20 protein-coding genes are annotated in these 23,770 nt (G+C 51.9%); 9 read left to right on the forward strand and 11 right to left on the reverse strand.

Features of this window, described 5'->3' with window-relative positions; all coding sequences use genetic code 11:
• Positions 1-2 precede the first annotated feature (2 nt).
• Together ACSR9A_RS10465 and ACSR9A_RS10470 are read right to left on the reverse strand one after the other, a co-directional pair.
• On the reverse strand, positions 3-1,595 hold the full coding sequence (locus ACSR9A_RS10465; protein ID WP_473757117.1) for a helix-turn-helix domain-containing protein: 1,593 nt from the start codon (positions 1,593-1,595) through the stop codon (positions 3-5).
• 169 nt (positions 1,596-1,764) lie between these two features.
• Positions 1,765-2,796, reverse strand: a complete 1,032-nt coding sequence (locus ACSR9A_RS10470; protein ID WP_473757119.1) for an ABC transporter substrate-binding protein — start codon at positions 2,794-2,796, stop codon at positions 1,765-1,767.
• Between the two features lie 370 nt (positions 2,797-3,166).
• Between ACSR9A_RS10470 and desA the strand changes: the two genes are divergently transcribed.
• The 3 genes from desA to ACSR9A_RS10485 all read left to right on the forward strand — a co-directional run bounded on the left by desA (position 3,167) and on the right by ACSR9A_RS10485 (position 6,082).
• The gene (desA, locus tag ACSR9A_RS10475) at positions 3,167-4,213 is read left to right on the forward strand and encodes a Delta(5) desaturase DesA (protein WP_473757121.1); all 1,047 of its coding nucleotides are present in this window, start codon (positions 3,167-3,169) and stop codon (positions 4,211-4,213) included.
• Positions 4,214-4,337: 124 nt separating this feature from the next.
• Positions 4,338-5,486, forward strand: a complete 1,149-nt coding sequence (locus ACSR9A_RS10480; protein WP_473757123.1) for a histidine kinase — start codon at positions 4,338-4,340, stop codon at positions 5,484-5,486.
• On the forward strand, positions 5,483-6,082 hold the full coding sequence (locus ACSR9A_RS10485; protein WP_473757125.1) for a response regulator: 600 nt from the start codon (positions 5,483-5,485) through the stop codon (positions 6,080-6,082). The genes ACSR9A_RS10480 and ACSR9A_RS10485 overlap by 4 nt, the downstream gene beginning before the upstream one ends.
• A gap of 26 nt (positions 6,083-6,108) precedes the next feature.
• Here ACSR9A_RS10485 and ACSR9A_RS10490 read toward each other — a convergent pair whose 3' ends face one another.
• The 4 genes from ACSR9A_RS10490 to ACSR9A_RS10505 all read right to left on the reverse strand — a co-directional run bounded on the left by ACSR9A_RS10490 (position 6,109) and on the right by ACSR9A_RS10505 (position 9,177).
• Positions 6,109-6,597: a DUF2798 domain-containing protein gene (locus ACSR9A_RS10490; RefSeq protein ID WP_473757127.1), complete on the reverse strand. Its 489-nt coding sequence runs from the start codon at positions 6,595-6,597 to the stop codon at positions 6,109-6,111.
• Between the two features lie 175 nt (positions 6,598-6,772).
• Positions 6,773-7,675, reverse strand: coding sequence for a MetQ/NlpA family ABC transporter substrate-binding protein (locus ACSR9A_RS10495; protein ID WP_473757286.1), 903 nt, complete (start codon positions 7,673-7,675; stop codon positions 6,773-6,775).
• Between the two features lie 54 nt (positions 7,676-7,729).
• Positions 7,730-8,395, reverse strand: a complete 666-nt coding sequence (locus ACSR9A_RS10500; protein ID WP_473757129.1) for a methionine ABC transporter permease — start codon at positions 8,393-8,395, stop codon at positions 7,730-7,732.
• A complete protein-coding gene (locus ACSR9A_RS10505; RefSeq protein WP_473757130.1) occupies positions 8,392-9,177 on the reverse strand; it encodes a methionine ABC transporter ATP-binding protein in 786 nt (261 codons plus the stop codon). The genes ACSR9A_RS10500 and ACSR9A_RS10505 overlap by 4 nt, the downstream gene beginning before the upstream one ends.
• A gap of 492 nt (positions 9,178-9,669) precedes the next feature.
• Here ACSR9A_RS10505 and ACSR9A_RS10510 point away from each other — a divergent pair, with 492 nt between their 5' ends.
• On the forward strand, positions 9,670-11,025 hold the full coding sequence (locus tag ACSR9A_RS10510) for an LLM class flavin-dependent oxidoreductase (RefSeq protein WP_473757132.1): 1,356 nt from the start codon (positions 9,670-9,672) through the stop codon (positions 11,023-11,025).
• A 34-nt stretch (positions 11,026-11,059) separates the two neighbouring features.
• On the opposite strand, the gene ACSR9A_RS10515 is transcribed toward ACSR9A_RS10510, so the two are convergent.
• The 3 genes from ACSR9A_RS10515 to ACSR9A_RS10525 form a co-directional block, all read right to left on the reverse strand.
• Positions 11,060-12,001: an ADP-ribosylglycohydrolase family protein gene (locus tag ACSR9A_RS10515; protein ID WP_473757134.1), complete on the reverse strand. Its 942-nt coding sequence runs from the start codon at positions 11,999-12,001 to the stop codon at positions 11,060-11,062.
• Between the two features lie 56 nt (positions 12,002-12,057).
• The gene (locus ACSR9A_RS10520) at positions 12,058-12,870 is read right to left on the reverse strand and encodes an inositol monophosphatase family protein (protein ID WP_473757138.1); all 813 of its coding nucleotides are present in this window, start codon (positions 12,868-12,870) and stop codon (positions 12,058-12,060) included.
• A gap of 164 nt (positions 12,871-13,034) precedes the next feature.
• Positions 13,035-13,481, reverse strand: coding sequence for a hypothetical protein (locus tag ACSR9A_RS10525; RefSeq protein WP_473757140.1), 447 nt, complete (start codon positions 13,479-13,481; stop codon positions 13,035-13,037).
• A gap of 308 nt (positions 13,482-13,789) precedes the next feature.
• Here ACSR9A_RS10525 and ACSR9A_RS10530 point away from each other — a divergent pair, with 308 nt between their 5' ends.
• Together ACSR9A_RS10530 and ACSR9A_RS10535 are read left to right on the forward strand one after the other, a co-directional pair.
• The gene (locus tag ACSR9A_RS10530) at positions 13,790-15,772 is read left to right on the forward strand and encodes an AraC family transcriptional regulator (RefSeq protein WP_473757142.1); all 1,983 of its coding nucleotides are present in this window, start codon (positions 13,790-13,792) and stop codon (positions 15,770-15,772) included.
• Positions 15,762-16,328, forward strand: a complete 567-nt coding sequence (locus tag ACSR9A_RS10535) for a nitroreductase family protein (protein WP_473757144.1) — start codon at positions 15,762-15,764, stop codon at positions 16,326-16,328. The genes ACSR9A_RS10530 and ACSR9A_RS10535 overlap by 11 nt, the downstream gene beginning before the upstream one ends.
• Before the next feature lie 138 nt (positions 16,329-16,466).
• On the opposite strand, the gene ACSR9A_RS10540 is transcribed toward ACSR9A_RS10535, so the two are convergent.
• Entirely contained in the window at positions 16,467-18,140 is a 1,674-nt protein-coding gene (locus ACSR9A_RS10540; protein ID WP_473757146.1) for a glutamine--tRNA ligase/YqeY domain fusion protein, read from the reverse strand.
• Between the two features lie 203 nt (positions 18,141-18,343).
• On the opposite strand from ACSR9A_RS10540, the gene ACSR9A_RS10545 reads away from it, so the two are divergent.
• From ACSR9A_RS10545 to ACSR9A_RS10555, 3 genes are read left to right on the forward strand one after another with little or no spacing between them, the layout of a single operon-like run.
• On the forward strand, positions 18,344-19,708 hold the full coding sequence (locus ACSR9A_RS10545; RefSeq protein WP_473757148.1) for a hypothetical protein: 1,365 nt from the start codon (positions 18,344-18,346) through the stop codon (positions 19,706-19,708).
• Positions 19,705-20,463 carry a glycosyltransferase gene (locus ACSR9A_RS10550; protein ID WP_473757150.1) on the forward strand — a complete coding sequence of 253 codons (759 nt, stop codon included), beginning with the start codon at positions 19,705-19,707 and terminating at the stop codon, positions 20,461-20,463. Before ACSR9A_RS10545 ends, ACSR9A_RS10550 begins: the two co-directional genes overlap by 4 nt.
• A gap of 4 nt (positions 20,464-20,467) precedes the next feature.
• Complete coding sequence (locus ACSR9A_RS10555; RefSeq protein WP_473757152.1) at positions 20,468-21,676, forward strand: glycosyltransferase family 4 protein; 1,209 nt, start codon at positions 20,468-20,470, stop codon at positions 21,674-21,676.
• Positions 21,677-21,748: 72 nt separating this feature from the next.
• Here ACSR9A_RS10555 and ACSR9A_RS10560 read toward each other — a convergent pair whose 3' ends face one another.
• The gene (locus ACSR9A_RS10560) at positions 21,749-23,767 is read right to left on the reverse strand and encodes a tetratricopeptide repeat-containing glycosyltransferase family 2 protein (RefSeq protein ID WP_473757154.1); all 2,019 of its coding nucleotides are present in this window, start codon (positions 23,765-23,767) and stop codon (positions 21,749-21,751) included.
• Between the last annotated feature and the right edge of the window lie 3 nt (positions 23,768-23,770).

The raw sequence follows: 23,770 nt of genomic DNA on the forward strand, positions 1-23,770 counted from the left end.
GCTTAACACAATGCGCGCAGCACATCGTCAATTTTTCTATGATGGGAAAGCACGCCATAATTCATCCACGACAAAAAATCGACTTCATATACGCTGCCATTTCGCACGGCGGGCAGCGACCGCCAGAGCGGCGATTGCAGCAGCTCGATTTGCCTGCCCGCAATCGCATCAATGGTAATAAACAGATGTTCGGCGTCAAGCAGCGCCAGTTCCTCCATTGACAGCTCAACGAACCGCAGACCTTTAGCCAGCTTTTCTACGAGTAAATGCGGGCTCAGCCCTAAATCGCGATAAAGCACCGGGCCGGTGTAGCCATGGTCAGGACCGCCATACAACTGCACTCTATCGGCCGACAAACGCAAACAAGCGACCGTCTGCCGCTTCACCGCCCGCAGCAGCTTTGCCTTGGCGGCAGCCGCTTTATTTTCATAATCAGCAATAACAGGGCTTACTTCCTCAGCCTTCCCGAGCAAATCCGCAATGTTATGCAGCGTTGAACGCCATTCCTCGCCTTTATAGGAAAGCTGGATGCTCGGTGCAAGGCTGGCAAGCTTGTCCATGCCCCACCGTTCAATGCCCGTATCCATCAAAATAAATTCCGGCGCAAAGCCAGATAAGGTCGCCTCGTTATCGGTGTCCACATTAAATTCTGGCACATCATCAAGGCCAAGATATTCCTGCCGCCCCCAATGATCGTGGCTGAATTGCATAATGGGCCTGATGCCAAGCGCCAGCAAATAATCCTCGATAAAAGGTGCAAAGACCCGAATATTTTCCCGCTGATGGCGGCGATATTGGCCCGGTGTAAGGCCAACGGACTGCTTGAAGCGGCGGCTAAAATAATATTCATTGCTATAGCCGACGCTTTGCGCGATGCGGAACAGCCGATCATCCGAGCTTGCCAGCAGCTTTTTCGCCTGCTCTACACGTACCTCGTTCAAATAATGCAGCGGAATTTCGCCCGTCAGCTCCTTGAATAGACGGGAATAGCGCCAGCGCACCATGCCTGCATGATCGGCAAGCTTGTCTACCGTCAGCTCTTCCCGGAAGTTTTGCCGAATATGGGCAATGGACTGTTCCATCGCTCGCCTTTCGCCGCTTTCTGTGCGCAGAGGCAGATTTTGCTGCATGATGAATAATAGAAGCTGCTGAAATCTGATGTCATGACGGAAAGCCTCCAGCTCATCCTCCACTTCCCGCTTATCATGGAGCGCCTGCAGCTCGCTCATACAATAGGAGAAAGGCTTGCAGGAAACCTCGCCCAGACAAGGAAAAGGGACAGCCGTGGGCTCCGCTCCAATTCCATCAAAGGCAAGGTAGTAGAACGACAGCCCCTCTGCTCCGCCCTCAAATCCACCAGCTGCAAACTCCATCCTCGTACCCGGGCCAAAAATAAAACAGGCGCCACGGCCCAGAGCATGCCGCTCTCCATTTACGTAAAGCGTTCCAGCTCCGCCCGTCACTATCATGATGATATGGTCATCAGCGGTGGGCAGCACCTGCTCCTGTCCATTTTCTACGTTCCAATATTGTATAGCAGTCAGCCTATAGAATATCGCATGGCGCAGCTGCGGCTTATTTTCCTCGTCGCTCAATTCATATCCCCCTTAGGATGTCTTGGCAAACAGCACGTGTTATGCCTGTACATGCCAAAGTAAATGAGAATGATTTTCACAACTAGTATAAATGAAAAAAGAAAGCCCATCAATGCACAGATGGACCTTCCTCTTCATTTCTTGAATAGCGCAGCTACTCAAGCGTTATTTATTTGACGAACATTTTCAAAATATCATCGATTTTCATGGCATTTGCTGTTATGCCACCGGACTGCCAATAGGATCTCTCCACCCGGTGTACATGCCCTGCCTTCACTGCGGGGATAGCCTGCCAAATCTTGCTGTCTAGAAGCTTCAGCGCTTCCTGATTTTCAGGTGAATCCCAAGTTCCATTGGACAATAAAAGAATAATGTGGTCGGCATCCAGATCCGGTAAGCTTTCTTCTGTTAAAATCTTTTGAAATTCCTCCATATCCTTAGACCATGTATTAGGCGTAAGACCCAGATTGGGATATATGGAGCCAATAAAACGGTTGTTCACGCCGAACAATGCGAAGGTGCTATCTTCCACATTCAAACGAATGACCGCTACGGATTCATCGCCAAGCGCTGTATTGAGCTTCTCCTTGGCATCGGCTATTTTCTGCTCGTAAGCACTAATCACACGATCTCCCTGTTCCTTCATATTCAGGACATCCGCAATGGTCGTCAAAATCGCTTGAGAATCAAGCAAAATATTTTCCGGCAAACGGTAGGTAGGGGCTATTTTAGAATATAAATCGTATTTGGCTTTGTCTGCCCCGCCGTCCAATATAATTAAGTCAGGTTCCATTTCAAGCAGCGCTTCAATATTGCCCGAAATATCAAACGTTGGCAAATCCAGCTTCAAATATTCCTGCGTCCCCCAATTCGGGTGATACCACTGGACAACTGGCGTTACACCAAGCGCCGTCAAATAGTCCTCCAAATAAAGTGCCGCTACGCGCTTCGGATGTGCCGGAACCGTTACCTCGCCAAATTCGTCCTGGAGCACTCGCGTTTCCGCTTCCTGCTCTGCAGCTGCCGACTCATCCGCTCTAGCAGGAGACGGGCTTACAGTAGCCGCTGCATCGCTAGCCTCCGTATTAACAGCTGTCTCGCCTTGCGAACCGCAACCCGCGAGCGCTATGATAACGGCTAACGCCAGCAGCGTGAGCACCGTCATTTTACCCTTGAAACTCTTTTTCCCCCATTGCATCATCCCTGTTCGACTCCCCTTTAAATCAGTGATTATCATTATCAAATGACGAGATCAAGTTTAGCCTATCTCCCGCCCTGCCTTCAATGCACATACGCTACAATTTTCTTATACAAACGCTATTCGGCATAGCCTATTCGCCTCGCCCCCATCCAACCGCCCTCTAGATATTCCAGAACCTGCAAAAATATTGTTAAAAACATGCATTTATGGGCATCTAGAAACGTTCCCATATGACATATGTCATATGGCTTTACTGACGTTTATGACTTATGGCGCATGACATTTTTCTTTACAATATAAATATAGCTAGCAGGTTACGGGCATCTTTAACAGAGGATGTACGTCTTGTTATTGAAGGAGGAGCTTCATTATGGATCAGAAAGCCAAGCAAGCGAGCTTGAAAAAGAGTCTTGCCCCTTACGAAAAAGTGAATATGAAAACCAGCATACGACAATTAATCAATACTTTACTCCCACTCGGGTTTTTCTGGTACGCGGCGTATGCCGTCATGCCAATCTCTTATTTGCTCACGATTGTTTTTTCATTAATTACTGCAGGCTTTGTCATTCGGACCTTTATTATTTGCCATGATTGCTGCCACGGTTCATTCTTCAAGAGCAAACGGGCAAATGCTATCGTCGGCACGATAACAGGGATTATTACCCTCGTCCCTTTCCAACAGTGGAAATACAGCCACTCCATCCATCATGCAACGAGCAGCAATCTCGACAAGCGTGGTATTGGCGACATTTGGATTATGACCGTAGATGAATATATTGCAGCAACGCCTTTGCGCCGCCTTTTCTATCGTATTTACCGCCATCCGGTCGTTATGTTTGGCCTTGGCCCGATTGCTGTGTTTCTTATTCAATACCGTTTCAACCGTAAAGGTGCTAGACGCCAGGAACGCCTCAACACGTATTTGATCAATGTTTCGATTGTTGCTTTATATGCAGGTCTTAGCTGGCTTCTGGGCTGGCAGGCATTCGTCATGGTACAGCTGCCCGTTATGTTTTTATCCGGACTGTTCGGCATTTGGCTGTTCTACGTTCAGCATCAGTTCGAAGATACGTATTTTGAAAATGAAGATGAGTGGAGCTACGTAAAAGCAGCCGTTGAAGGCAGCTCTTATTACAAGCTTCCCCGTCCATTACAATGGATTACTGGCAACATCGGCTTCCATCATGTGCATCACCTGAGCCCGAAAGTGCCTAACTACTATTTAGAGGATGCGCACAACTCATCCGTTCCGCTTCAGCAGGCAACGACGATTACTCTTAAAACTAGTTTGACGGCACTGCGTTTCCGCTTATGGGATGAAGAGAACAACATGTTCGTCAGCTTTAAAGGCATGAAGCATCGTCTGCGCAAGCCGCGTGCGGCAAGCACCAAGCTGGATACAAGACGCGTTGGCTAGCAGGTACAAAGATATACACACGAAAGAGGCTGCGCGGAACCAAATGCGCGAGCCTCTTTTATGTTAAAATAGCTTCAAAGCAGCTCCTTATGCTGCAACAGCGATTTGAAAAGGCGGGACGCATATGCAAAAATGGCATCATATTTTTCATAAAAATACGGGAATCAGCCCCTATGTATGGGTCGTTTTTTACATCCTGCCCTTCTACTTTATTTTCCGAAACTCATCGCCCTACCAAGCGACTTCCGGTATTGTGATGATCGTTTTATTTTTCATCTGCTATATGCTTTCCTTCATGTCCAAGGGCTGGCAGGTTTATTTCTGGACCAGCATCCAAATTATTATTTCCATCGCGATGACGCTCATGTTTGGCTATGTGTATTTCTCCATCTTTCTCGCTTATTTTATCGGCAATATCCAGAACCGCATCGGCTTCTTTACGCTGTATTCCATTCATATCGTCACGACCTTCCTGAGCATCAACTATGGGCTGGCTGTGCAAAATCCGGTCTTTCTCGCGCAATTCCCCTTCGTGCTCATTAGCTTGATCGGCGTCATTTTGCTTCCGGTCAATACGTACAACCGCAATAAGCGGGACAAGCTGGAAGGCGAGCTTGAGCATGCCAACAAGCGGATTTCCGAGCTCGTCAAGCTGGAGGAGCGGCAGCGGATCGCCCGCGACCTGCATGATACGATCGGGCAGAAGCTGTCGCTCATAGGTCTGAAAAGCGATCTGGCGGGCAAGCTGATGCAGAAAAATCCCGCCAAGGCGCAGGAGGAAATCGATGATGTGCGCCAAACGGCGCGCACGGCGCTCAAGGAAGTACGGGAGCTTGTTACGGAAATGCGTGGAACACGGCTTGAGGATGAGCTTTTTCGGGTAAAACAAATTTTGAAGGCTGCTGATATCCAGCTTGTAGTTGAAGGCGACCCGTCGCATACCGACACTTCGCTGCTTGCCGAAAATGTCGTCAGCATGTGTCTCAAGGAAGCGGTGACGAATATTGTCAAGCACAGCTCCGCTACCAAATGTCTGGTCGAGATTGAACCAACCCACACGGAGCTCATTGTCCGCGTTCAAGACAATGGCACGGGCATTGCTACGGGCGGCAAGGAGTCGCGCAGCTATTACCGAGGAAATGGCCTTAGGGGAATGAAGGAAAGACTGGAGTTTATTAATGGCAGCCTGGACATTATTTGCAGCGACGGCACGATGCTCGTCATTAAAGCGCCAAATGTCGTCCAGAAGCCGGAAAAGGAGTCCTCTCTATGATAAGAATTGTAATCGCCGAAGACCAGCGGATGCTGCTGGGGGCACTCGCTTCCCTGCTTGAGCTGGAGGATGATATGACCGTGGTCGGTAAAGCTGGAAATGGCGAAGAAGCGATCACGCTCGTCCAGCTACACAAGCCGGACATTTGCATTATGGACATTGAGATGCCGGTCAAGAACGGGCTGGAGGCAGCGGAAGAAATTCGCCAGTTGGGCTGCAAGGTTATCATTTTGACCACCTTCGCCAGAAGCGGCTATTTCGACCGTGCGCTCAAGGCCGGCGTGTGCGGCTATTTGCTCAAAGACAGCCCAAGCGAGGAGCTGGCCAGCTCCATACGCAGCGTCATGACCGGCCGCCGCATTTATGCGCCCGAGCTGGTGGACGACGCCTACGGGCAGGAAAACCCGCTCACCGAACGGGAGAAGGAAGTTCTCGGCCTCATCGCCGACGGCAAAAATACGAAGGAGATCGCCGACCAGCTTTATTTGACCAATGGCACCGTGCGCAACTATATTTCCGTCATTTTGGATAAGCTGGGCGTGAGCAATCGGATTGAGGCGATTACCCGTTTTAAGGAGAAGGGCTGGTTTAAATGAAATAAAGCTAAGCTGTAGCCTTTAATTCAGCTTAAGGCTACCGAAGAAATTTTACCTTTTACGAATTTAGTAAATAAATACCGCACAAGCGGTCCTACAATCAGGAGCTGTAAGGGCAGAGCAAACACAAAATTTTTAATCACTAAGGAATAGTAACTCTCAAGTAAGGAGCTCCCATTGAGGCTGTTGAAATAGTAAGCCGTCCCCAAGCCATATAGCGACATGCAGAGAACCATTCCAATCACCATGAAAAAAGATAGTGACACAACGGCAAATATCTTTTTAGATTTGTCATACGGGAGAGCGAAAGCTATCTTCTTAGCTATTGGGCCGACAATAACGATTTCGAGCGAGGCAGCCACGATAAAGCATACAACCAATTGAAAAAGTATTTCTGCTACAGTCACTGTTCCAAACAAGCCATTTGTATAGAGATTATAAAAGGTCATGAATATGACCATCCCCAAGCACATCATCAAACCAAAATAAAAACCTTCTTTTTTAGTAGCTGGCAATTTCCATCATCCTTTCTGTTTACCGTTGTAATTATATAGAGAGCGGATAGCTCCACATAAGTGAAAGCTTTGTGAACTTTTTCATAATATAAAAAAAGCATGCTCTTTCCCGCAGGTAGCGGTACGGAACATACTTTTCTTGGTTTGGCCAAGCTTGGCTTGTCGATTGGCCGCTTTAAAAAGCTGGCACAACCGCCACGCCGTATTTGTCCTGAATGAATTTTTTCACCTCGGGCGATACGAGCACCGCATCCAGCTTCTTAATTTCGTCGCGGCTCTCATCGCCGCTGCGAACAACGATAATGTTGGCGTAGGGCGATTCTGCATCCTCCCGGAACAGCGCAGTATTCGGATCAATGCCCGCCTCCAAAACCAGGTTCGTATTAATAATAGCACCATCTACATCGGGCAATACCCTTGGCAGGGTAGCCGAATCCACTTCCTCAAACTTGAGATTTTTAGGGTTTTCTACAATGTCCTTCGGCGTTGCCTCGTACGTATTTTCCAAGCCTTCCTTCAACTTGATCAACCCTTGCTGCTCAAGCAGCACCAGTGCTCTGTATTCATTCGATGGGTTATTTGGAATCGCAATGGTGGCGCCATCCGCAATGTCATCCTTCGATTTCAGCTTCTCGGAATAAAAGCCAATTGGCTCAACGTGAACCTTCGCGGTTACTGCAAAATCATACCCCTTCTCCCCTTTAATCGAGTCCAGATACGGAATGTGCTGGAAGTAGTTCGCATCGATCTGCTTCTCAAACAGTGCCGGATTGAGCTGGCCTTCATCATCGAGCACAACGATTTCCAAATTCACGCCCTGCTCCTTAAGCAGCGGCTTAACAATCTCCAAAATTTCGGCATGCGGCACTGGCGCAGCCCCTACTTTAAGCGTGACTGCCTCCTGCGGGGCTGCTGAAGCGGAAGCTTCCGGCGACTGGGTCGACTCGGCAGGGCTTGCGGAGGCACTTGCTTCCGGCGAGCTTGCCGGGGCATTATTTGCTGCGGTGCCGCAGCCTGAGACGATAAGGCTGAACATAAGAATAAGGGCGGATATAAAGGTCCATTTCGTTGTTTTCATCGTTTTCATGGTTACTCTCCTGCTTTCTCTATTTAGGTTTGAGGGGAGCTAAGGCTACCCCAGATGACGTTTTTTTAAAATCGCTTTAGCCAAGCTATCGCCTGACAGTTGAATGATTTGCACCAGCAAAATAATGACAATAACGGTCGCAATTAAAATATCCTCGCGAAACCGCTGGTAGCCGAAGCGGATAGCCAGGCTGCCAAGTCCCCCTGCGCCAATCGCTCCTGCCACCGCTGTAAATTCCGTAATGGCGATGACAGCGATGGTCACGCCCCGAACAAGCGCCGGAAGCGCTTCGGGAATCAGCACGCGGAATATAATCGTTAGCGGCGTAGCTCCCATCGCTTTGGCCGCCTCAATTTTACCCGCGCTTACCTCCTTCAAGGAGTTTTCAATAATACGGCCCAGGAAGGGCGAAGCTCCGATCGATAATGCGACGATAGCTGCTGTCGGGCCAAGCGAGGTGCCGACAATGAGCCGGGACAACGGCAGCAGCAGCACGATTAAAATAATAAAAGGCAGCGAGCGCACGCCATTAATCGCCGTCCCCATGATTTTATTGATGATTGGCGCCTCCAGAATACCCCCTTTCTCGCTGACGACGAGTGTAATGCCTAGCAAAATACCAATGATCAAAGCAAATACCGAAGACCAAGCGACCATATACAGCGTCTCCAGCAGTCCCTCCCCTAACAGCTCGAACAGATCATCTCTCATATTCCTGCTCCCAGCCCCTCCATAATCGACCGTTTGTCACGGTAATAGTCGATAATACTGACGAATCGGCGGGCAGTATAGCTGACGGGATTCATAAACAGCTTGTCAACCGTCCCTGTTTCCACAATAGAGCCCTGCTCGATGACCGCCATATGGCGGCAAATATGCTGGAGCACATCCAGCTCATGCGTAATTAAGACGATCGTCAGCTTCAGCTTGCGGTTAATATCCTGGAGCAGCTCCAGAATGGAGTAGGTCGTCTGCGGATCAAGCGCTGAGGTCGCCTCATCGCTGAGCAGCACATCCGGCTCATTCACAAGTGCCCGGGCGATGCCCACCCGCTGCTTCTGCCCGCCACTGAGCTGGGACGGATACATATGCTCCTTGTCGGACAGTCCAACCAGCTCCAGCATCTCCCGCACGCGCTCCCGAATGAACGGCTTCGGATAACCGGCTATTTGAAGGGGAAAAGCGACATTTTGAAACACATTTTGTGAATCCAGCAAATTAAACTGTTGAAAAATCATCCCAATCTTGCGCCTAGCCAGCCGCAGCTCCTTGCCAGACAGATCCGTCAGCACCTTTCCACCGATTTCGATCGAACCCGAATCAGGCTCTTCGAGCCGGTTCAGACAGCGGATCAACGAAGACTTGCCTGCCCCGCTAAAGCCGATAATGCCGAAAATATCCCCCTTATCAATCGTCAGGTTAATGTTGTCCAAGGCGGTAATCGTGCTGCTTCCGCTTGTGTAGGTTTTGTGCAAATCCTTTATGACGATCATGCTGAAAAACTCCTCTCCTCCCTGATAAGCAAAAACGACTTCGTCGTCCTTCCGGGACGAGCGAAGAGCTTTGTCGGAAAATTCTAAGCGGATATAAGGATGAAACTTATATATTCTTAGAATTCAAGGTGAATCGGCCGAAAGCCATCCTTTGGCGGCGCGGCGCGTTTCAGTCCGAGAAATATAGAGAAAGTATGGCGAAATCATATACTTTCCTATATTTAAATAAAAAAAACCAAACTTCAGCACCGTTTAATCCGCTCGGTGGAGAGTTTAGTTTCCAGTGTTCTGGTCAACTAGTTATAGGGCTTATCACCCAAAACCAACTATTCCTATTTGTTTTATAAATTTAAAGCAATTGCCCGACGGTGTCAACTTCTTTTTTTGGCAATAATCGGGATTGACGCTAGAAAATGAAGGTGATAAATTAAAGCAAACTATTCCACCCTGTTCACTTTAAAATTAAATCCATCTATCAAGGAGGAGCTTGACATGTCCCAACAAGCCGCGCGGAAGCACAGGCAAATAAAATTATCCGCCTATTTGGTCGGCACAGGCATGCATGTGGCGGGCTGGCGCCATCCGGGTGCCCAGCCGGATGCCAGCATCGATATCGACTATTACCGGAAGCTCGCCCAAACCGCTGAACGCGGAAAATTCGATATCGCTTTTATCGCGGACAGTTTGGCAATTAATGAGCAATCCCACCCGAATATTGTAAACCGGTTTGAGCCAATTACCCTGATTACCGCTTTAGCGTGCGCCACGACGCACATCGGTGTAGTCGCCACCGCATCAACCTCATATATTGAGCCTTTCAATCTGGCCCGGCTGCTCCTGTCTGCCGATCAGATAAGCAAAGGCAGGGTTGGCTGGAACATGGTCACTACACGGGATTTGTCTGGGAATACAGCGCGTAACTTTGGCAGAGATGAGCATTTCGAGCATAGTCTGCGCTACAGGCGGGCGGAGGAATTTCTTGAAGTCGTGCAAGGCTTATGGGATTCTTGGGAGGACGATGCCTTCGTCCGCGACAAGGAATCGGGGCAGTTTTTCCACAAGGAGAAGCTGCACCGGCTCCAGCATCAGGGCGAGTTTTTCTCGGTGGAAGGACCACTAAATATTGGCCGCTCGCAGCAGGGGCATCCTGTGCTTGTACAGGCCGGAAATTCTGAAGCCGGACAGGACTTCGCCTCGCGAACGGCGGAAGTCATTTTCTCGATCAAGCACAGCAAGGAAGAAGCGCAGGCATTCTACCAGTCGTTTAAAGGGAAAGCAGCTAAATGGGGACGCAAACCTGCGGATATTTATATTTTGCAAGGCATTTCGCCGATTATTGGTGATACCGAGGAGGAAGCGCGGGCGAAGCTCAAGCAGCTGGAGGCGTTGATTACAGAGGAGCAGGGCATCGGCTTTCTGGCGGATTATTTTCAGGGAATCGACTTCTCCGGCTGCACGCTGGAATCACGTGCTGTTGAAGTCGGGCTCGACCGCATTAAGCTGCACAAAACGGACTACCTCAAGCATCAGCCGGTCATCGCCCGGGAAAATCCCACACTGCGTGAGGTGTATTCCTTTCTCACAGGCTCGTTCAGCGGCGACCATCTCGTCGGCACCGCCGAGAAAATCGCCGACACCTTGGAGGAATGGTTCGCCGAGCAGGCGGCTGATGGCTTTATGCTGATGGCTCCGCTGCTGCCGGATGGGCTCGAGCTGTTTGTCGACCGGGTCGTTCCTATTTTGCAGCAGCGCGGCCTTTTCCGCACCGACTATGAAGGCGCTACGCTGCGGGAGCATTTCAACTTGCCGCTGCCGCGCAATCGTTTTGCTAGAGCAACCAGCCATTAATAGGCAAAGCCGCGGCCCCTAACGCTAGATGGCTCTATCGCTTCTGCTCTGCAAGCCCTTCGTTAAAGCTGTCGCATAGCTGGAATAGTTCGTCCGCCCGTACAAGCTTTTCCAGCCAATGCGAGGGAACAGATGATAGGCCGTAATAGATGCCTGCAAGACCGCCTGTTACCGCGCCTGTCGTGTCCGTGTCTTCCCCTAGATTAATAGCGCGAAGCACGGCTTCCGCATAGCTGCCCGTCGTAAGCAGGCTCCAGATGCTTGCTTCGAGTGTATGCATGACATAGCCCGACGAAGCAATGCTGTCCTCGTTCAGACTTGCCAGCTGCCCATTAAGCAGGCGTTCAAAACGCTCCAGATGACTATCCCCTGCATAAAATAGCTGAAACGCCCGATTCGTTGCAGCATAACTCTCCTGTGGGCTATGGCCCTTCAACAGTTGTACGGCATACTCCGTGTAATAAACACAGGCCATAATCGATAAAGGATGCCTGTGGGTTAACGACGACACCCTGCCAACCGCAGCTGATCGCTCCTCTATGCTAGCATCTAGCAGCCAGTAGGCCATTGGCAAAATACGCATCAATGAGCCATTGCCATTGCTGTATTCGCCACTGCCGCCTGCCAGCTCAGGCTCTACCCCACTCGCAAGCCGGGCAATCGCCTCGCTCGTCGCTATGCCTATATCGAATACCTCGCCATGCGGCGTCCAGCGCTCGCCCCGCTTCCATTCCACGAAACGCCGCGCCACATCATGCACATCAACGCCTTTGCAATGAGCCAGGCTCTCCACCAGACATAAGGTCAAGGACGCATCATCCGACCAAGTACCCGGCGGCTGCTGATGCGAGCCGTAACCGATCATATCCATTAGCGGCTCCTTCAATAACGCCTTCCGATTGCGAAACTCCACGGGAACCCCTAACGCATCCCCGATGCAAAGCCCTATTAATCCTGCTTGAATAGATGGATTCATTTCATAAACCTCCTGCAGCTGCCAGCTTGTTCTAGCAGAATATTAAACTTTGTCGCTTACTTCCCAACAAGGCCATTATGTACAAGACCGCGAAAAAAAGGCAACTGCTGCGGATGGCAGGCAATCAAATAGGGCTCGCTGCTCATGCCCGTGAAAGGCCTGCCCTCAAAGTCGGTAATGCTGCCGCCCGCCTCGCGCACCATGAGCATTCCCGAATAAAGGTCCTCGCCCTCCGAGTTGTACAAAATAATCGCATCCAAATCGCTCTTTGCCAGCATCGTCCATTGCAAGGTAGGCGCCCACAACCGCATCATTCGCTTGGTGCTCGCATCAAGATGCTGGCGCAGCCTCGCCGCCCGCGGCTCTTGCTGCACTTTATGCCCTTGAATCCAGCCAACTGTCGCTCTATTGAAAGCACGCGGCTCACCTAATCTAATGATTCTGCCATTGCAGCGAAAACCGCCGTTTGCCACCGCCTCATACAAGCGATCCGTCATCGGCTCATAAATAACCGCCATCACAGCCTCCCGCTGATACATGAGCGTAATGGAAACGGCAAATAGGGGCATTCCGACGGCAAAATTGTTCGTCCCATCCAGCGGATCAACGAGCCATAGCCAGTCGCTTGAAAGGTGGTTGTCTCCTGCTTCCTCCGATATGATGTGATGGTCAGGGAAGCTCTGCTTAATTTTGCCCAAAATAATCTCTTCCGCCCTGTGGTCGGCTTCCGTCACCAAGTCCCCATGCTTGTCCTTTTGCTTATAGGTACGGGTATCCAGCTTGTCAAAAAGCTTCTTCAGCAATTCCCCCGCTTCCCTTGCTGCCTCAACAGCGACTCTCTGCGACTCTCTCACTACTGCTCGATCCATTATAAAAACCCCTCTTTCATCCACTCGCTGAATTAGGAAGCATAGCTCAACAACACGATAGGCAAAATAAAATCCTTCTCGAAATGAAGAAGGATTTTATCCACTGTGACAACCACGCATCACCTTAAAACTATAGACTGCCGCTGTTATTATTTATTATTATTCTAATCCTGATTTGTATTTCGGAATTGGTTGGGCAATGGCGGCGGTGACGTTTTGGTCAGCTGAATTTGGTTCTCTGCATCATAAGGGCTGCCTGGAGGATTGATAGGAGCAGGAGCCCCTTGCTGGTAACCGTTCCCTGAAGGTCCATTGAATACAAGCTCATTCTTTTCTTCCACAATAAGCTCCAGTCCACCAAACTTCTTGGCAAGCACACCATACAGAAGTGCAATAACCATGCTGATAACGCCGTACATTCCAATGATAAAGACCGGCATAATAGTATAGGCTAACCCAATGCCCCATAAGCCAGGCTCGCCTACCGCTATTCCGATCAGCAGCATCGCTAATCCTATTAAAAATAAAAGTGCGGCAGGGATAATGGTAATATAAGTGACCGCTTTCAAAGCACTTATCGTCCCTATTCCTTTTATCTCCAGTTTCTTCATTCATTTCGCTCCTGTCTTTGTTTTGGCTGAAAATAATTAAAACCACAATAAAAATTCCAGCAACAGCTAAGCTCAGCCCAGGCCGATGCATGGATGTTGTCGTGAATTTACAATATCATATAAAGTATCCCCTAAATTTGTCAACCCAACAGCCGGAAGAAGCTCCCCAAAAGCCCCCTGCCTGCTCGTATTAAATAAGCTTCTACCATCTAAAATCTGATTTTAAAAAACGACGCTTATTGATTATGATAATGATTATCAGTAAAATGAATGAAACATGTGGAACAGACGATGAATGGGGGAGCAAGATGGAATGGAATGAGCATGCTCATTTATGGACACAGGCGTCGGTGAAGCTGATGGATGTCAGGTTCGTGTCGTTGCGGGGAAGCGATACGCCGCCAGTCTATCAGCTTCCAGCAAACGGCTTCCTCTTTGCCGTGCGCGGTGCGGCGCACATCGCACTTGATTATACGGAATATGAGGTAAACGGCATGTTTGCGCTGCATGGCGGCAAAGGGATGCTGCTGGATATTCGCCTCGCAGCAGAGCAGTTTGACTACTATCTTGTTCTGTATAAAGCCAATGTTCCTTTGCCCGGCGACCCGCACAAACACCCTATCCATTCGCCAGCCTACCCTTTTCAGGTACAATACGGCTGTATTCCCTCCTATCCATTGTCGCTGTTCGTCAAGCTTGAGCTTCTCTTGCATGCTTGGAACTCGCTGGGGAATGTGGAGAAGCTTCATGCCAAAACCTTATTCTATCAGCTTATATATGAGCTTACACGGCAGCTTCGCGAGCAGGCGGTAAAAATCATTCCGGCCGATCCAGCCGAACAGGCTTTGCGGTATATCCATGAGCATTACGCGGAACCCCTTACACTTGACAAGCTGGCGTCTATGCTGGATTGCAGTCCCAGCCATCTCTCTCGCATATTCAAGCAGCGCGCTTCCTGCAGTCCTATTGAATATATGATTCGTTTAAGAGTGGGCAAAGCTCGCCACCTGCTCAACCACACGGATGCGAGCTTGCAGGACATCGCTACGGCTATCGGTTATTCCGATGTCTATTATTTCAGTAGAATATTCAAAAAACAGTCCGGTTTATCGCCGCTTAAGTATCGTGAGCGTGAGTCGGCGGAGCGCAATAACATCAAACAACATAATCCATTCCTGATGCTAAGATCGTCCATTGTTCCAGCCAAGCTCAAACGTTATATTAAAGCTCGAAGTGATAATGGTTATCAATACGAGAGCAGAGGGGATTTTCAATTGGTTAGGAACAAAAGAAACTCAGCGGCGTTGACATTACTGGTATGTCTCACGCTGCTATTGAGCGCGTGCTCAGGAACGGCAGCAGGAAATCGGGCAGCAGGCAGCACTGGTGCAGCAAACAATGCTGTAGCGACGTCTGGCAATACTGCGGGCAATGTTGTGCAATCGGAAGCGACTACTATGAATTACACGGGAGCAGACGGCGAAGTCGAGGTTCCCCGCAATCCCCAACGAATTGTAGTCCTCACCCACGCTTATGTCGGCTACTTTATGGTGCTTGGCATTAATCCGGTCGGGGCGCCGAGCATGACGATGGAGAACCCGCTATACGAAGGCAAAATTGACGGAATGGAAGATATCGGAGCATGGGGCGCTTTCTCGATCGAAAAAATTATCTCCTTGAATCCGGATCTTATCGTAGCGCTGGCTAATACGGAAAACCTGGATGAGATTAAGAAGATTGCTCCGGTTGTTACCGTAAACTATGGAGAGAAAAATTATAAAGAGCAATTAATCGAATTCGGCAAGCTGACGAACCGCGAGGATGCGGCCAAGCAGTGGGTTGCTGGCTGGGAAGCCAAAATCGCCGAGGCTAAGCCGCGAGTGCTGCAGGCAGTTGGCGATAAAACCGTATCGGTGCTAAGCCCTCACAATAAAGGCGTATATATTTACGGCGAAGGCTTTGGACGCGGAACCGAAATTTTGTACGACGAGTTTGGGCTCAAGGTACCTGCTGACTTCGATGTCAAGCTTGGCTCCAAGGAAATTTCGCTTGAGAGGGTCGCCGACTTCGCGGGAGACTACATCTTCACTACGCCAGATACAAGCGAGAGCAGTGACACAAGCCCGACGTATGAAACGGAAATATGGAAAGGGCTGCCGGCCGTTCAAGCGAATCGTGTTTTCTACATGGAAAAAGGGTCTGCTGCATTTAATGATCCAACGACACTAGAAGCGATGCTTCCGTTTATTGTAAGCAGCCTCACCAATGGAGAAAATGAAGATGGAGCATAAGGCTCTCGGCGTTCGCTCTACGATTACAGGCAGAAGAACGATCCGCGATTTTAACGGCGAGCCGCTGACAGAAGCAGCGATTCAGCAATTGCTGGAGGACGCGGTGTGGGCACCGTTTCATTCCTCCAAAGAGCCTTGGCGTTTTATTCTATTTACGGGAGACGGCCGGAGCAAGTTTGCGGATGCTGTAAGGTTAACCCAACCCAAGGAGATGCTTGAAAAATGGGGCACTTGGATCGAGACGCAATACTGCTCTCTTATACAAGCCCATCTAATTGTCGTCGTCAAAGCCCATCCCCGGCAAAGAGAGTGGGAGGAAGCGCTGATGGCTGCTTCCGCTCTCATTCAAAATGTACAATTGCTGGCATGGGAACGGCAGATTGGTGTCGTATGGAAGACGCATGACTACAACTGGGATCCCCGATTTCATCGTGCTATTGGCGTTAAGGCGGATGAGAGAATCGCCGGCACGCTGCATCTCGGCTATTTTGACAAAACACCGAAAGCAAAGCGCAGAACCCCCGCAGCCAAGCTGCTAACCTGCTTTAGGGATTAGCCGCCTGAATTGCGGGCAAAGAAGCATAGCTCAGGCCTGGCCCTGCCTTATGCTTCTTTTTCTTGCCAGTAAAAAAAGCCGTGAAGATTGCCTGACAGGCAGACGTTCACGGCTTTTGCTATTAAGCTGATGCGGTACTTATGCTTTCGCTGGATCGAAAGAGCTTTTCAGCGAAACGATACGGTTGAAAGCCAGCTTCTCCGGCGTCGTATCCTTCGGATCTACATTGAAATAGCCGTGACGGAAAAATTGGAACTTCGCTTGTCCTTCGGCATCCTTCATATTCGGCTCCACGAAGCCTTGAAGCACCTCAAGGTTATTCGGGTTGATGCATTCAAGGAACGGCTTGCCTTCCTCTTCTGCTTCATTTGTAATAAGAGGCTCGAACAAACGGAAGTCTGCCGGAACTGCCTGTGACGCCTCCACCCAGTGAATCGTGCCCTTCACCTTGCGGGCGTTGAAGCCCGAGCCGCTTTTCGTTGCTGGATCGTATGTGCAGCGAAGCTCTATAACATCGCCCGCTTCATTTTTCACAACCTCTTGGCAAGTAATGAAATACGCATGCTTCAGACGCACCTCATTGCCAGGGAACAGGCGGAAATATTTATTCGGCGGATTTTCCATAAAATCGTCCTGCTCGATATAAATCTCGCGACCGAACGGAATTTGGCGAATGCCCATGTCTTCGTTCTCGGCGTTATTTTCTGCATCGAGCAGCTCGGTTTGGCCTTCCGGATAGTTCGTAATAACGACCTTGAGCGGTCGCAATACCGCCATCGTCCGAAGCGCCTTAAGCTTCAAGTCCTCACGGATAAAATGCTCCAGCATCCGCTCATCCACGGTACTGTTAGCCTTGGCAACCCCGATCTCGCGGCAGAAGGCACGAATGGCTTCTGCCGTAAAGCCTTTGCGGCGCAGACCGCTGATCGTCGGCATCCGCGGATCATCCCAGCCGTCTACCACTTTCTCGTCGACAAGCTGCTTCAGCTTTCTTTTGCTCATCACGGTATTCGTGACGTTCAGGCGGGCAAACTCGTATTGACGAGGCACTGCCGGCATCTCGCATTCGGCAATTGCCCAGTCATAGAGCGGACGATGGTCGGCGAACTCCAGCGTACAGATAGAATGCGTAATGCCTTCAATCGCGTCGCTGATCGGATGCGCGTAGTCATACATCGGGTAAATGCACCAAGCATCGCCAGTCCGGTGATGATGGGCATGGGCGATACGATAAAGCACCGGATCACGCAGGTTGATATTCGGCGAAGCCATATCGATCTTCGCTCTCAGTACCTTCGAGCCGTCAGGAAATTCTCCTGCGCGCATACGGGCAAACAGATCGATATTCTCTTCTGCACTGCGCTCACGGTAAGGGCTGTTTTGCCCAGGCTGTGTCAGCGTGCCACGGGTCTCGCGAATTTGCTCAGCGGACAGGTCGCATATATATGCTTTGCCTTTATTAATGAGCAGCACTGCTCGATTGTAGAGCTCTTCGAAATAGTCCGAGGCAAAACGCAGCTCGTCCCAATCAAAGCCCAGCCACTTTACGTCCTCCTGAATCGAATCGACGTATTCGGTATCTTCCTTGACCGGGTTCGTATCGTCAAAACGCAGATTCGTTCTGCCTTTGAAATCGTCAGCCAGCTCAAAATTCAGGCAAATCGACTTGGCATGCCCAATATGCAAATAGCCATTCGGCTCCGGCGGAAAGCGCGTCACGATTTCCTGGACATGGCCGGTCTTCAAATCTTCGCTCACAATATTTTTTATAAAGTTAGAGGATGACAGCTTTGTGTCCACGTTGTTTTCCATTGTGACCAACCTTTCCCACGAAAATAGATATCTTTCTATAATACACAAAATCCCGCAAAATTATAAGATCATCCGCATGGTTAATAAAATAGATGGCATGTGATCAACCTTTGTTTTCATAGGTTCTATCAATAACGTATTTGCTCGCGGCATGGCGCGTGCTGCCAGTAGCCCTTGCAACCTGAACGGATGGTGAAGACATCATGACTGGGAAGCCGATCGTTATTTTTCCCTACAGCCGCTTTGGAGCGTTCCCGGCGGCGGAGCGCGACTGGCTGGCTAAGCTCGGAGAGCAGCGTCAAATCTATATGATCGCCGAGGACGCGCTCCCGGACTGGGCAAGCGCCGCGTCTATCGTTCCCCTATCGCTCGCTCGTCTACCTGAGCTGGATTGGGACCGCACCTGCGCGCTTGTGCTCCATCCTTGCTGGACACATATTGCAGCACCGCTGGCATCGCGCAGCCTGATCGCCTATCTTCCCGATTCAGAGCCGCAGGAAGCAGAGCGATGGCGCTCCTATCGCAGCTGGCTGTGCGCGCGGGCGACGCTCGTCGTTGCTGCCACCGAAGCCTTTTATTTGGAGCAGGCCTTTTGCCGCGGCGATATTTTCCTGCTTGATGGCACCGATGAAACGTCCGATCTGCTGGCGAGACAAGCGATTGAATGGCATATCGACGGCTATGAATCACAGATGCTCATACGGCTGCAGCAGCGCTACCGCGCCATTTGGCATGAGGAGCAAGCCGACAAAACACGGGCCGCGGGCCGGCTTGCTGAAGCAAGGGAGCAGAAAGATACGGCGGCGCTGGAGCAGAACAATCGAGCTGAAGGTGAGCTAGACGCTGCGATGCAGCAACAAAGTAGGCAAGCGGCGGCGAGGGAGGAAGATGATCAAGCTGGCATTCCAGCCGGTTATAGGCGAAGACTGACGGACCAGCTTTTTTTCCATGCGGTGTATCGCTACTTGACTGGCGAAAGTCTGCGAGCGCAAGGCGAACTGCTCGCCGCCTTTGAGCAAGCCGTGCTGGATGGGCGCGAGCAGGCGCTGCAGCATATTTATCGATTTCGTTCCGCCATGCAGCTGGAGCTGGGATTGATAGATGAAGCGGTGCACACCTATCTGCACACAGCGCTTTCTGATGAAGAGCAGCTGCAGGGCGAGCGGCTGCTCCGGTGGATGGACGGCGGCAAGCACCTCCTAGCAGAGGCGCTGCTGTACCAGCTCAACGATGATTATCGATCGGCGATTGCAAGGCTTGAGCCACTGCAAGCCGATCCGGAAGCCCGCAAGCTGCTTGCTGAGCTTTACCTGCAAAGCGGCAGGCTGGAAAGCGCCTACCTGCTGCTGTCTAAAGAGCCGCTGGGAAGCATAGCGGAACGCGAGCAGTTTCAGCTGATGACCGGCACGGTGCTGCTGCTCCAGGGCAAGCGCCATGAAGCCATCCATTGCTGCCTTATCGCGGCGGAGACTAACATCGAAGCGCTTGGCAACATCATCGAGCTTGCCAAGCTCGATCATATCGTAATGGAGCAGGCGCACCATCGCGATAGGGAGGTTCAACCATGAGTGGCTTAAAGCCATTTCGCATCCCTCGCAAAACGACAGGCAATAAGCTCACCGCTATTATGCAAGTACGCAATGAGGAAGGCCGCTATTTGGAATCGCTGCTTGCCGACCTGTCCAGCTTCGTCGATGAAATCGTCATTGTGGACGATGCAAGCACCGATGCAACCGTCGATATTTGCAAAGCCTGCCGCAAAGTTGTGAGGCTGGTGGAAAATGAGGAGCGGCTGTTCGGCTGTGAATGGCGGCTGCGCCAAATGCTGTGGCGGGCAGCCGAGGAAACCGAACCCGACTGGCTGCTGGCGGTTGATGCGGACGAATTTTATGAGGATGCCGCCAAGACTGAAATGCGAAGCTTGATCAATCAGGGAGCGTATGACTGGGTAGCTTTTCGCATGTATGATTTCTGGGGGTCTGTGACGCATTACCGAGAGGATGCCTGGTGGAATCTGCATCAGCGTCCGACGGTGACGCTCACTCGCTACTTGCCCGGCTATCATTATGCCTATCCGCAATGGGCCCATCATGTGCCGCGTCTCCCACTCACATGCAGCGCGCTTCCCGGTGCGCTGACGGAGCTGCGCATTAAGCATTTCGGATGGGCGGGAAGTGCGGCGCAGCGCCTTCAAAAATATGAGCGGTACATGCAGCTTGACCCGGAGGGCCAATGGGGCAGCCTCGCCCACTATGCCTCGATTCTTGATCCGAACCCCCGGCTTGTTCGCTGGGCGGAGCGAATGATACCGAAGGGGGAGTAGAAGGATGGGCAATGGGGAAGCACGGGCTGACGTTACGATTTTGACCCATAGCTATTTGAATGCCTATCAGCAGCAGTATACCCGGCCCTTCGGTGGCGGGCTCGAGCGTTATGTAGGGCTGCTGTGCCGCACCATTGCAAGGATGGGGCTGCGCCCGCTCGTCTACCAGCTCTCTTATTATGGAGAATTCTCCACTAGCTATGAAGGGAGTCCGGTCCGCGGCTGGACGTATGAGGTGGACGCATTGGCTGCCGCCTTCGAGCGTATGGCGGATGCCGCCGAGGGTCTCATTATATATGCCAGCTGCATTTGGCAGCCCATTGCCTACCGTCCTGGCAGCATCGGCATCTGCCATGGCATCAACTGGGATTACAGCCGCATGGAGCTGAAAACGAAAGCGAACATCGCCGCCATAATCGGCAGCGCCATCCGCCAGCTCGACCTGATCGTGTCGGTCGACTCGCATTTTCAAACCTATTGCCGCGCCACCTGCGAGTTTGACGATTCCTCCAAAATCGCCTTGCTGCCAAATCCGGTGGACACTAGCCGGTTTCGGCCAAAAAACGAGAAATCGGTAAATCGCCTGTCATCTAAAGAAGCTGCGGGTCAGACCTATGAAAAAGAAGTGACGGCCCCTAAGCCGCTGCGCGTGCTCTATCCAAGGAGGCTGAGCTATGAGCGCGGTGTTGTAGCGATGATGCTCGTAACAGACAAGCTGCTGGACCGTTTTGCAAATGTGACCGTGGAGTTCGCGGGGGAGCTGCTGGACCATACTCCTGTCGCTGCCGCTTTTCAGCTCTGGATAGAGACCCAGCCGCATAAGGAGCGGATCCTCGTGCGGACCTACAGCTTTGATACCGTGCAAGATGCCTATCATGCGGCAGATATTGCCGTCATTCCTACGCTTTATTCCGAGGGAACCTCCCTCTCGTGCCTTGAAGCGATGAGCTGCGGCGTACCCGTCGTCTCCACGGATATCGGCGGGCTCAATGACATCGTCATCGATGGTTTGAACGGGCGCCTCGTGCCGCCTCGCTGGGTGCCGCTTTACGAAGCGATATGCGACTTGCTTGGAGACGCCTCTCTTCGGGGCGAAATGGCTGCTGCCGCACGTCAAACCGCGCTCGCCTTCGATGAAGCGAGATGGAGCAGCAGGTGGGAGCGCCTAATTGCGGCCCAGCTTGAGAAGCTTGGGCAGAATGCAGCGACATAACACCAGAGCTTTGACGCTGTGAAACTTTTTCAACTACAATCATCATGCCATTCATAAAGGAAGCGGCTGCCGTTATAGCAGCCGCAAGGGGAATAAGACCGAGCTGATGCGCTGCATCAGCTCGGTTTCGCTTTGCAGCGGCGCGGGCGCGGGAATGACGCCGCGCGCCGCGGGGCTGTCCGCCCGGCCGCCGCATAGCAGCCGGGCGCGGGACGCGTAGGCGGCGGCTGCGCCGGAGGCCGCCGCGCGCGCGAGCCAGGGCGGCGCGGCAGTGGCTCGCGCCGCCGTGAAGTGCACAGCGGCAGCAGGCCAGGCGCCTGCCGCTGCTGCGAAGGCGCCCGCGGCCAGCTTTGCTGCGGGCGCGAGCAGGGCCTCGGCCAGCGGCGAAGCTGCTGGCCGGCGGCCCGGGCTTGCAGCCTGCATGCGCAGCAGGCTGCACCACGCCAGCGGCGGCGCATCCGCCGGCGCGCCGCTGGCGCCAAGCGCTTGCCAGGCGCGCACATGATGCAGCGCCTGTGTCACCAGTGCGGAGTCGGCTCCGCCTCCCGCACTAACTGAGTCATCGCCCGCTGACGAGTCCAGCGCAGCCGTATAAGCCTCCCGCCATTCCCCGGCGGGCAGTCTTTGCCATAGCTGGGAACCGCCAGCCTTGTCGCCCTGCTGAACAAGCAGCAAGCCACGCCAAAATACATGTTCGTCACGTTCCACCAACGCCCCAATAAGCTGGGCGGATACCTCCGGCTGCAGCTCCAAGCCAATATAAGCAAGCTTGCTCAGCAGGTGGTTCAACAGCATCTGCTGTTTAAGCCCTTCTCCCGCCTGGCCTCCCTGCTTCGACGTTTCACCTTTATCTGCTTGAAGAAGAATTGTGCTCGCGAGCAGCCATTTGCTGCGTATCCCTTCGTCCCACGCACCTAACAGCAGCAGCCGTTCCCAAGCCGGAGCATAGTCTGGCCTCGCCTGAATTGCGGACACGTAGCGGTCAGCAGCCGCTTGCCACTCATACATCCGCTCATGGCAAAAGCCTGCTCCGCACATGGTCCGGTAGCTCCCGGCTCCCGCGGCTGACGAATAAAAGCTAGATGCCGTTCCAAGCTTAAGCGCTATCTCCAGCTTTTTTAACGCTTCCTCAGCAAAATCCAATTCCAGCAGTGCTGCCGCCCAAGCTTCATATAAATCAGGGAAGTCGGCGTAGCCGAATGCCTCGACTCCCCTTTCCGCCCAATGCGCCGCTGCTTCCGCCATCCCCATTGCTAGGCAAGAGCGGCTCAGCTTAAGCAGCACATCCGACGCATAGCCGCAATCCGGCAGCAGCTCGGCGGCCAGCGGTTCGAGCCAGCCAATCGCTTTTTCCCAATCGCCATAGGTACAGCATTCCGTGCCCATTGCATAGCGCAGGACGGGATCTGCGGGATTACGCCGCAAGGCGTTTTGCAAAATAGCGGCGTTCCGTTGTTTTTTGCCCCGTGCGGCTATAACCTCATCCCGATAGCCCTCATGACGCACGACAACCGGAGCAAGCGGCAGGCCGCCCCGTTCCAGAACAGCAACAGCTGTCGCCGTCTCCTCATGGATAGCGCCTGCAAACCGAATCCGCTCATCGTTGCGGAACAGACGGCATACCGCGTCCGTCAGCTCATCTTCCGCCCCTTCGCACCCTACCCGGCTAATAAGCTGGACATAATAGCCGAATCGCTCCTCATCAGCAAGCAGCATCCGCCACTGTTCCAGCTGCAGCGGCTCCAGCCGTTCATCGGCGTCCAGCACTAAAATCCATGGCTGCACAGCTGCCTCCAGCCCTTTGTTGCGAGCCTGTGAAAAATCGCTATGCCATGTGGCTTGCAGTACCCGTGCGCCATATGATTGCGCGATTTCCACCGTCCGGTCAACCGAACCCGTATCGACGACGATCATTTCACTGACATAGGGGAGAACGGATTCCAAGCAGCCCTGCAAAAACCTTTCCTCGTCGCGAACTATCATGCACAAGGATATAGGCAGCTTTTCTGACTCTGCTGTCCTCGCTTCCTCCCACCATTCGTCAACGGCACCGCCTTCACGAAACGCTGCTTCCACATCTTCCCCCTTCATCTA

It is taken from the genome of Paenibacillus sp. R-74696, assembly GCF_055814915.1.

Excerpts from the sequence above, each read along its gene's own strand:
- ACSR9A_RS10535 (WP_473757144.1), top strand. The coding sequence starts at position 15,762 with ATGGAGCATAAGGCTCTCGGCGTTCGCTCTACGATTACAGGCAGAAGA.
- ACSR9A_RS10545 (WP_473757148.1), top strand. The coding sequence starts at position 18,344 with ATGACTGGGAAGCCGATCGTTATTTTTCCCTACAGCCGCTTTGGAGCG.
- ACSR9A_RS10560 (WP_473757154.1), bottom strand. The coding sequence starts at position 23,767 with ATGAAGGGGGAAGATGTGGAAGCAGCGTTTCGTGAAGGCGGTGCCGTT.
- ACSR9A_RS10530 (WP_473757142.1), top strand. The coding sequence starts at position 13,790 with ATGGAATGGAATGAGCATGCTCATTTATGGACACAGGCGTCGGTGAAG.
- ACSR9A_RS10520 (WP_473757138.1), bottom strand. The coding sequence starts at position 12,870 with ATGGATCGAGCAGTAGTGAGAGAGTCGCAGAGAGTCGCTGTTGAGGCA.
- ACSR9A_RS10480 (WP_473757123.1), top strand. The coding sequence starts at position 4,338 with ATGCAAAAATGGCATCATATTTTTCATAAAAATACGGGAATCAGCCCC.
- desA (WP_473757121.1), top strand. The coding sequence starts at position 3,167 with ATGGATCAGAAAGCCAAGCAAGCGAGCTTGAAAAAGAGTCTTGCCCCT.
- ACSR9A_RS10540 (WP_473757146.1), bottom strand. The coding sequence starts at position 18,140 with ATGGAAAACAACGTGGACACAAAGCTGTCATCCTCTAACTTTATAAAA.
- ACSR9A_RS10515 (WP_473757134.1), bottom strand. The coding sequence starts at position 12,001 with ATGAATCCATCTATTCAAGCAGGATTAATAGGGCTTTGCATCGGGGAT.
- ACSR9A_RS10550 (WP_473757150.1), top strand. The coding sequence starts at position 19,705 with ATGAGTGGCTTAAAGCCATTTCGCATCCCTCGCAAAACGACAGGCAAT.
- ACSR9A_RS10555 (WP_473757152.1), top strand. The coding sequence starts at position 20,468 with ATGGGCAATGGGGAAGCACGGGCTGACGTTACGATTTTGACCCATAGC.
- ACSR9A_RS10525 (WP_473757140.1), bottom strand. The coding sequence starts at position 13,481 with ATGAAGAAACTGGAGATAAAAGGAATAGGGACGATAAGTGCTTTGAAA.
- ACSR9A_RS10510 (WP_473757132.1), top strand. The coding sequence starts at position 9,670 with ATGTCCCAACAAGCCGCGCGGAAGCACAGGCAAATAAAATTATCCGCC.
- ACSR9A_RS10505 (WP_473757130.1), bottom strand. The coding sequence starts at position 9,177 with ATGATCGTCATAAAGGATTTGCACAAAACCTACACAAGCGGAAGCAGC.
- ACSR9A_RS10500 (WP_473757129.1), bottom strand. The coding sequence starts at position 8,395 with ATGAGAGATGATCTGTTCGAGCTGTTAGGGGAGGGACTGCTGGAGACG.
- ACSR9A_RS10470 (WP_473757119.1), bottom strand. The coding sequence starts at position 2,796 with ATGATGCAATGGGGGAAAAAGAGTTTCAAGGGTAAAATGACGGTGCTC.
- ACSR9A_RS10485 (WP_473757125.1), top strand. The coding sequence starts at position 5,483 with ATGATAAGAATTGTAATCGCCGAAGACCAGCGGATGCTGCTGGGGGCA.
- ACSR9A_RS10495 (WP_473757286.1), bottom strand. The coding sequence starts at position 7,675 with ATGAAAACAACGAAATGGACCTTTATATCCGCCCTTATTCTTATGTTC.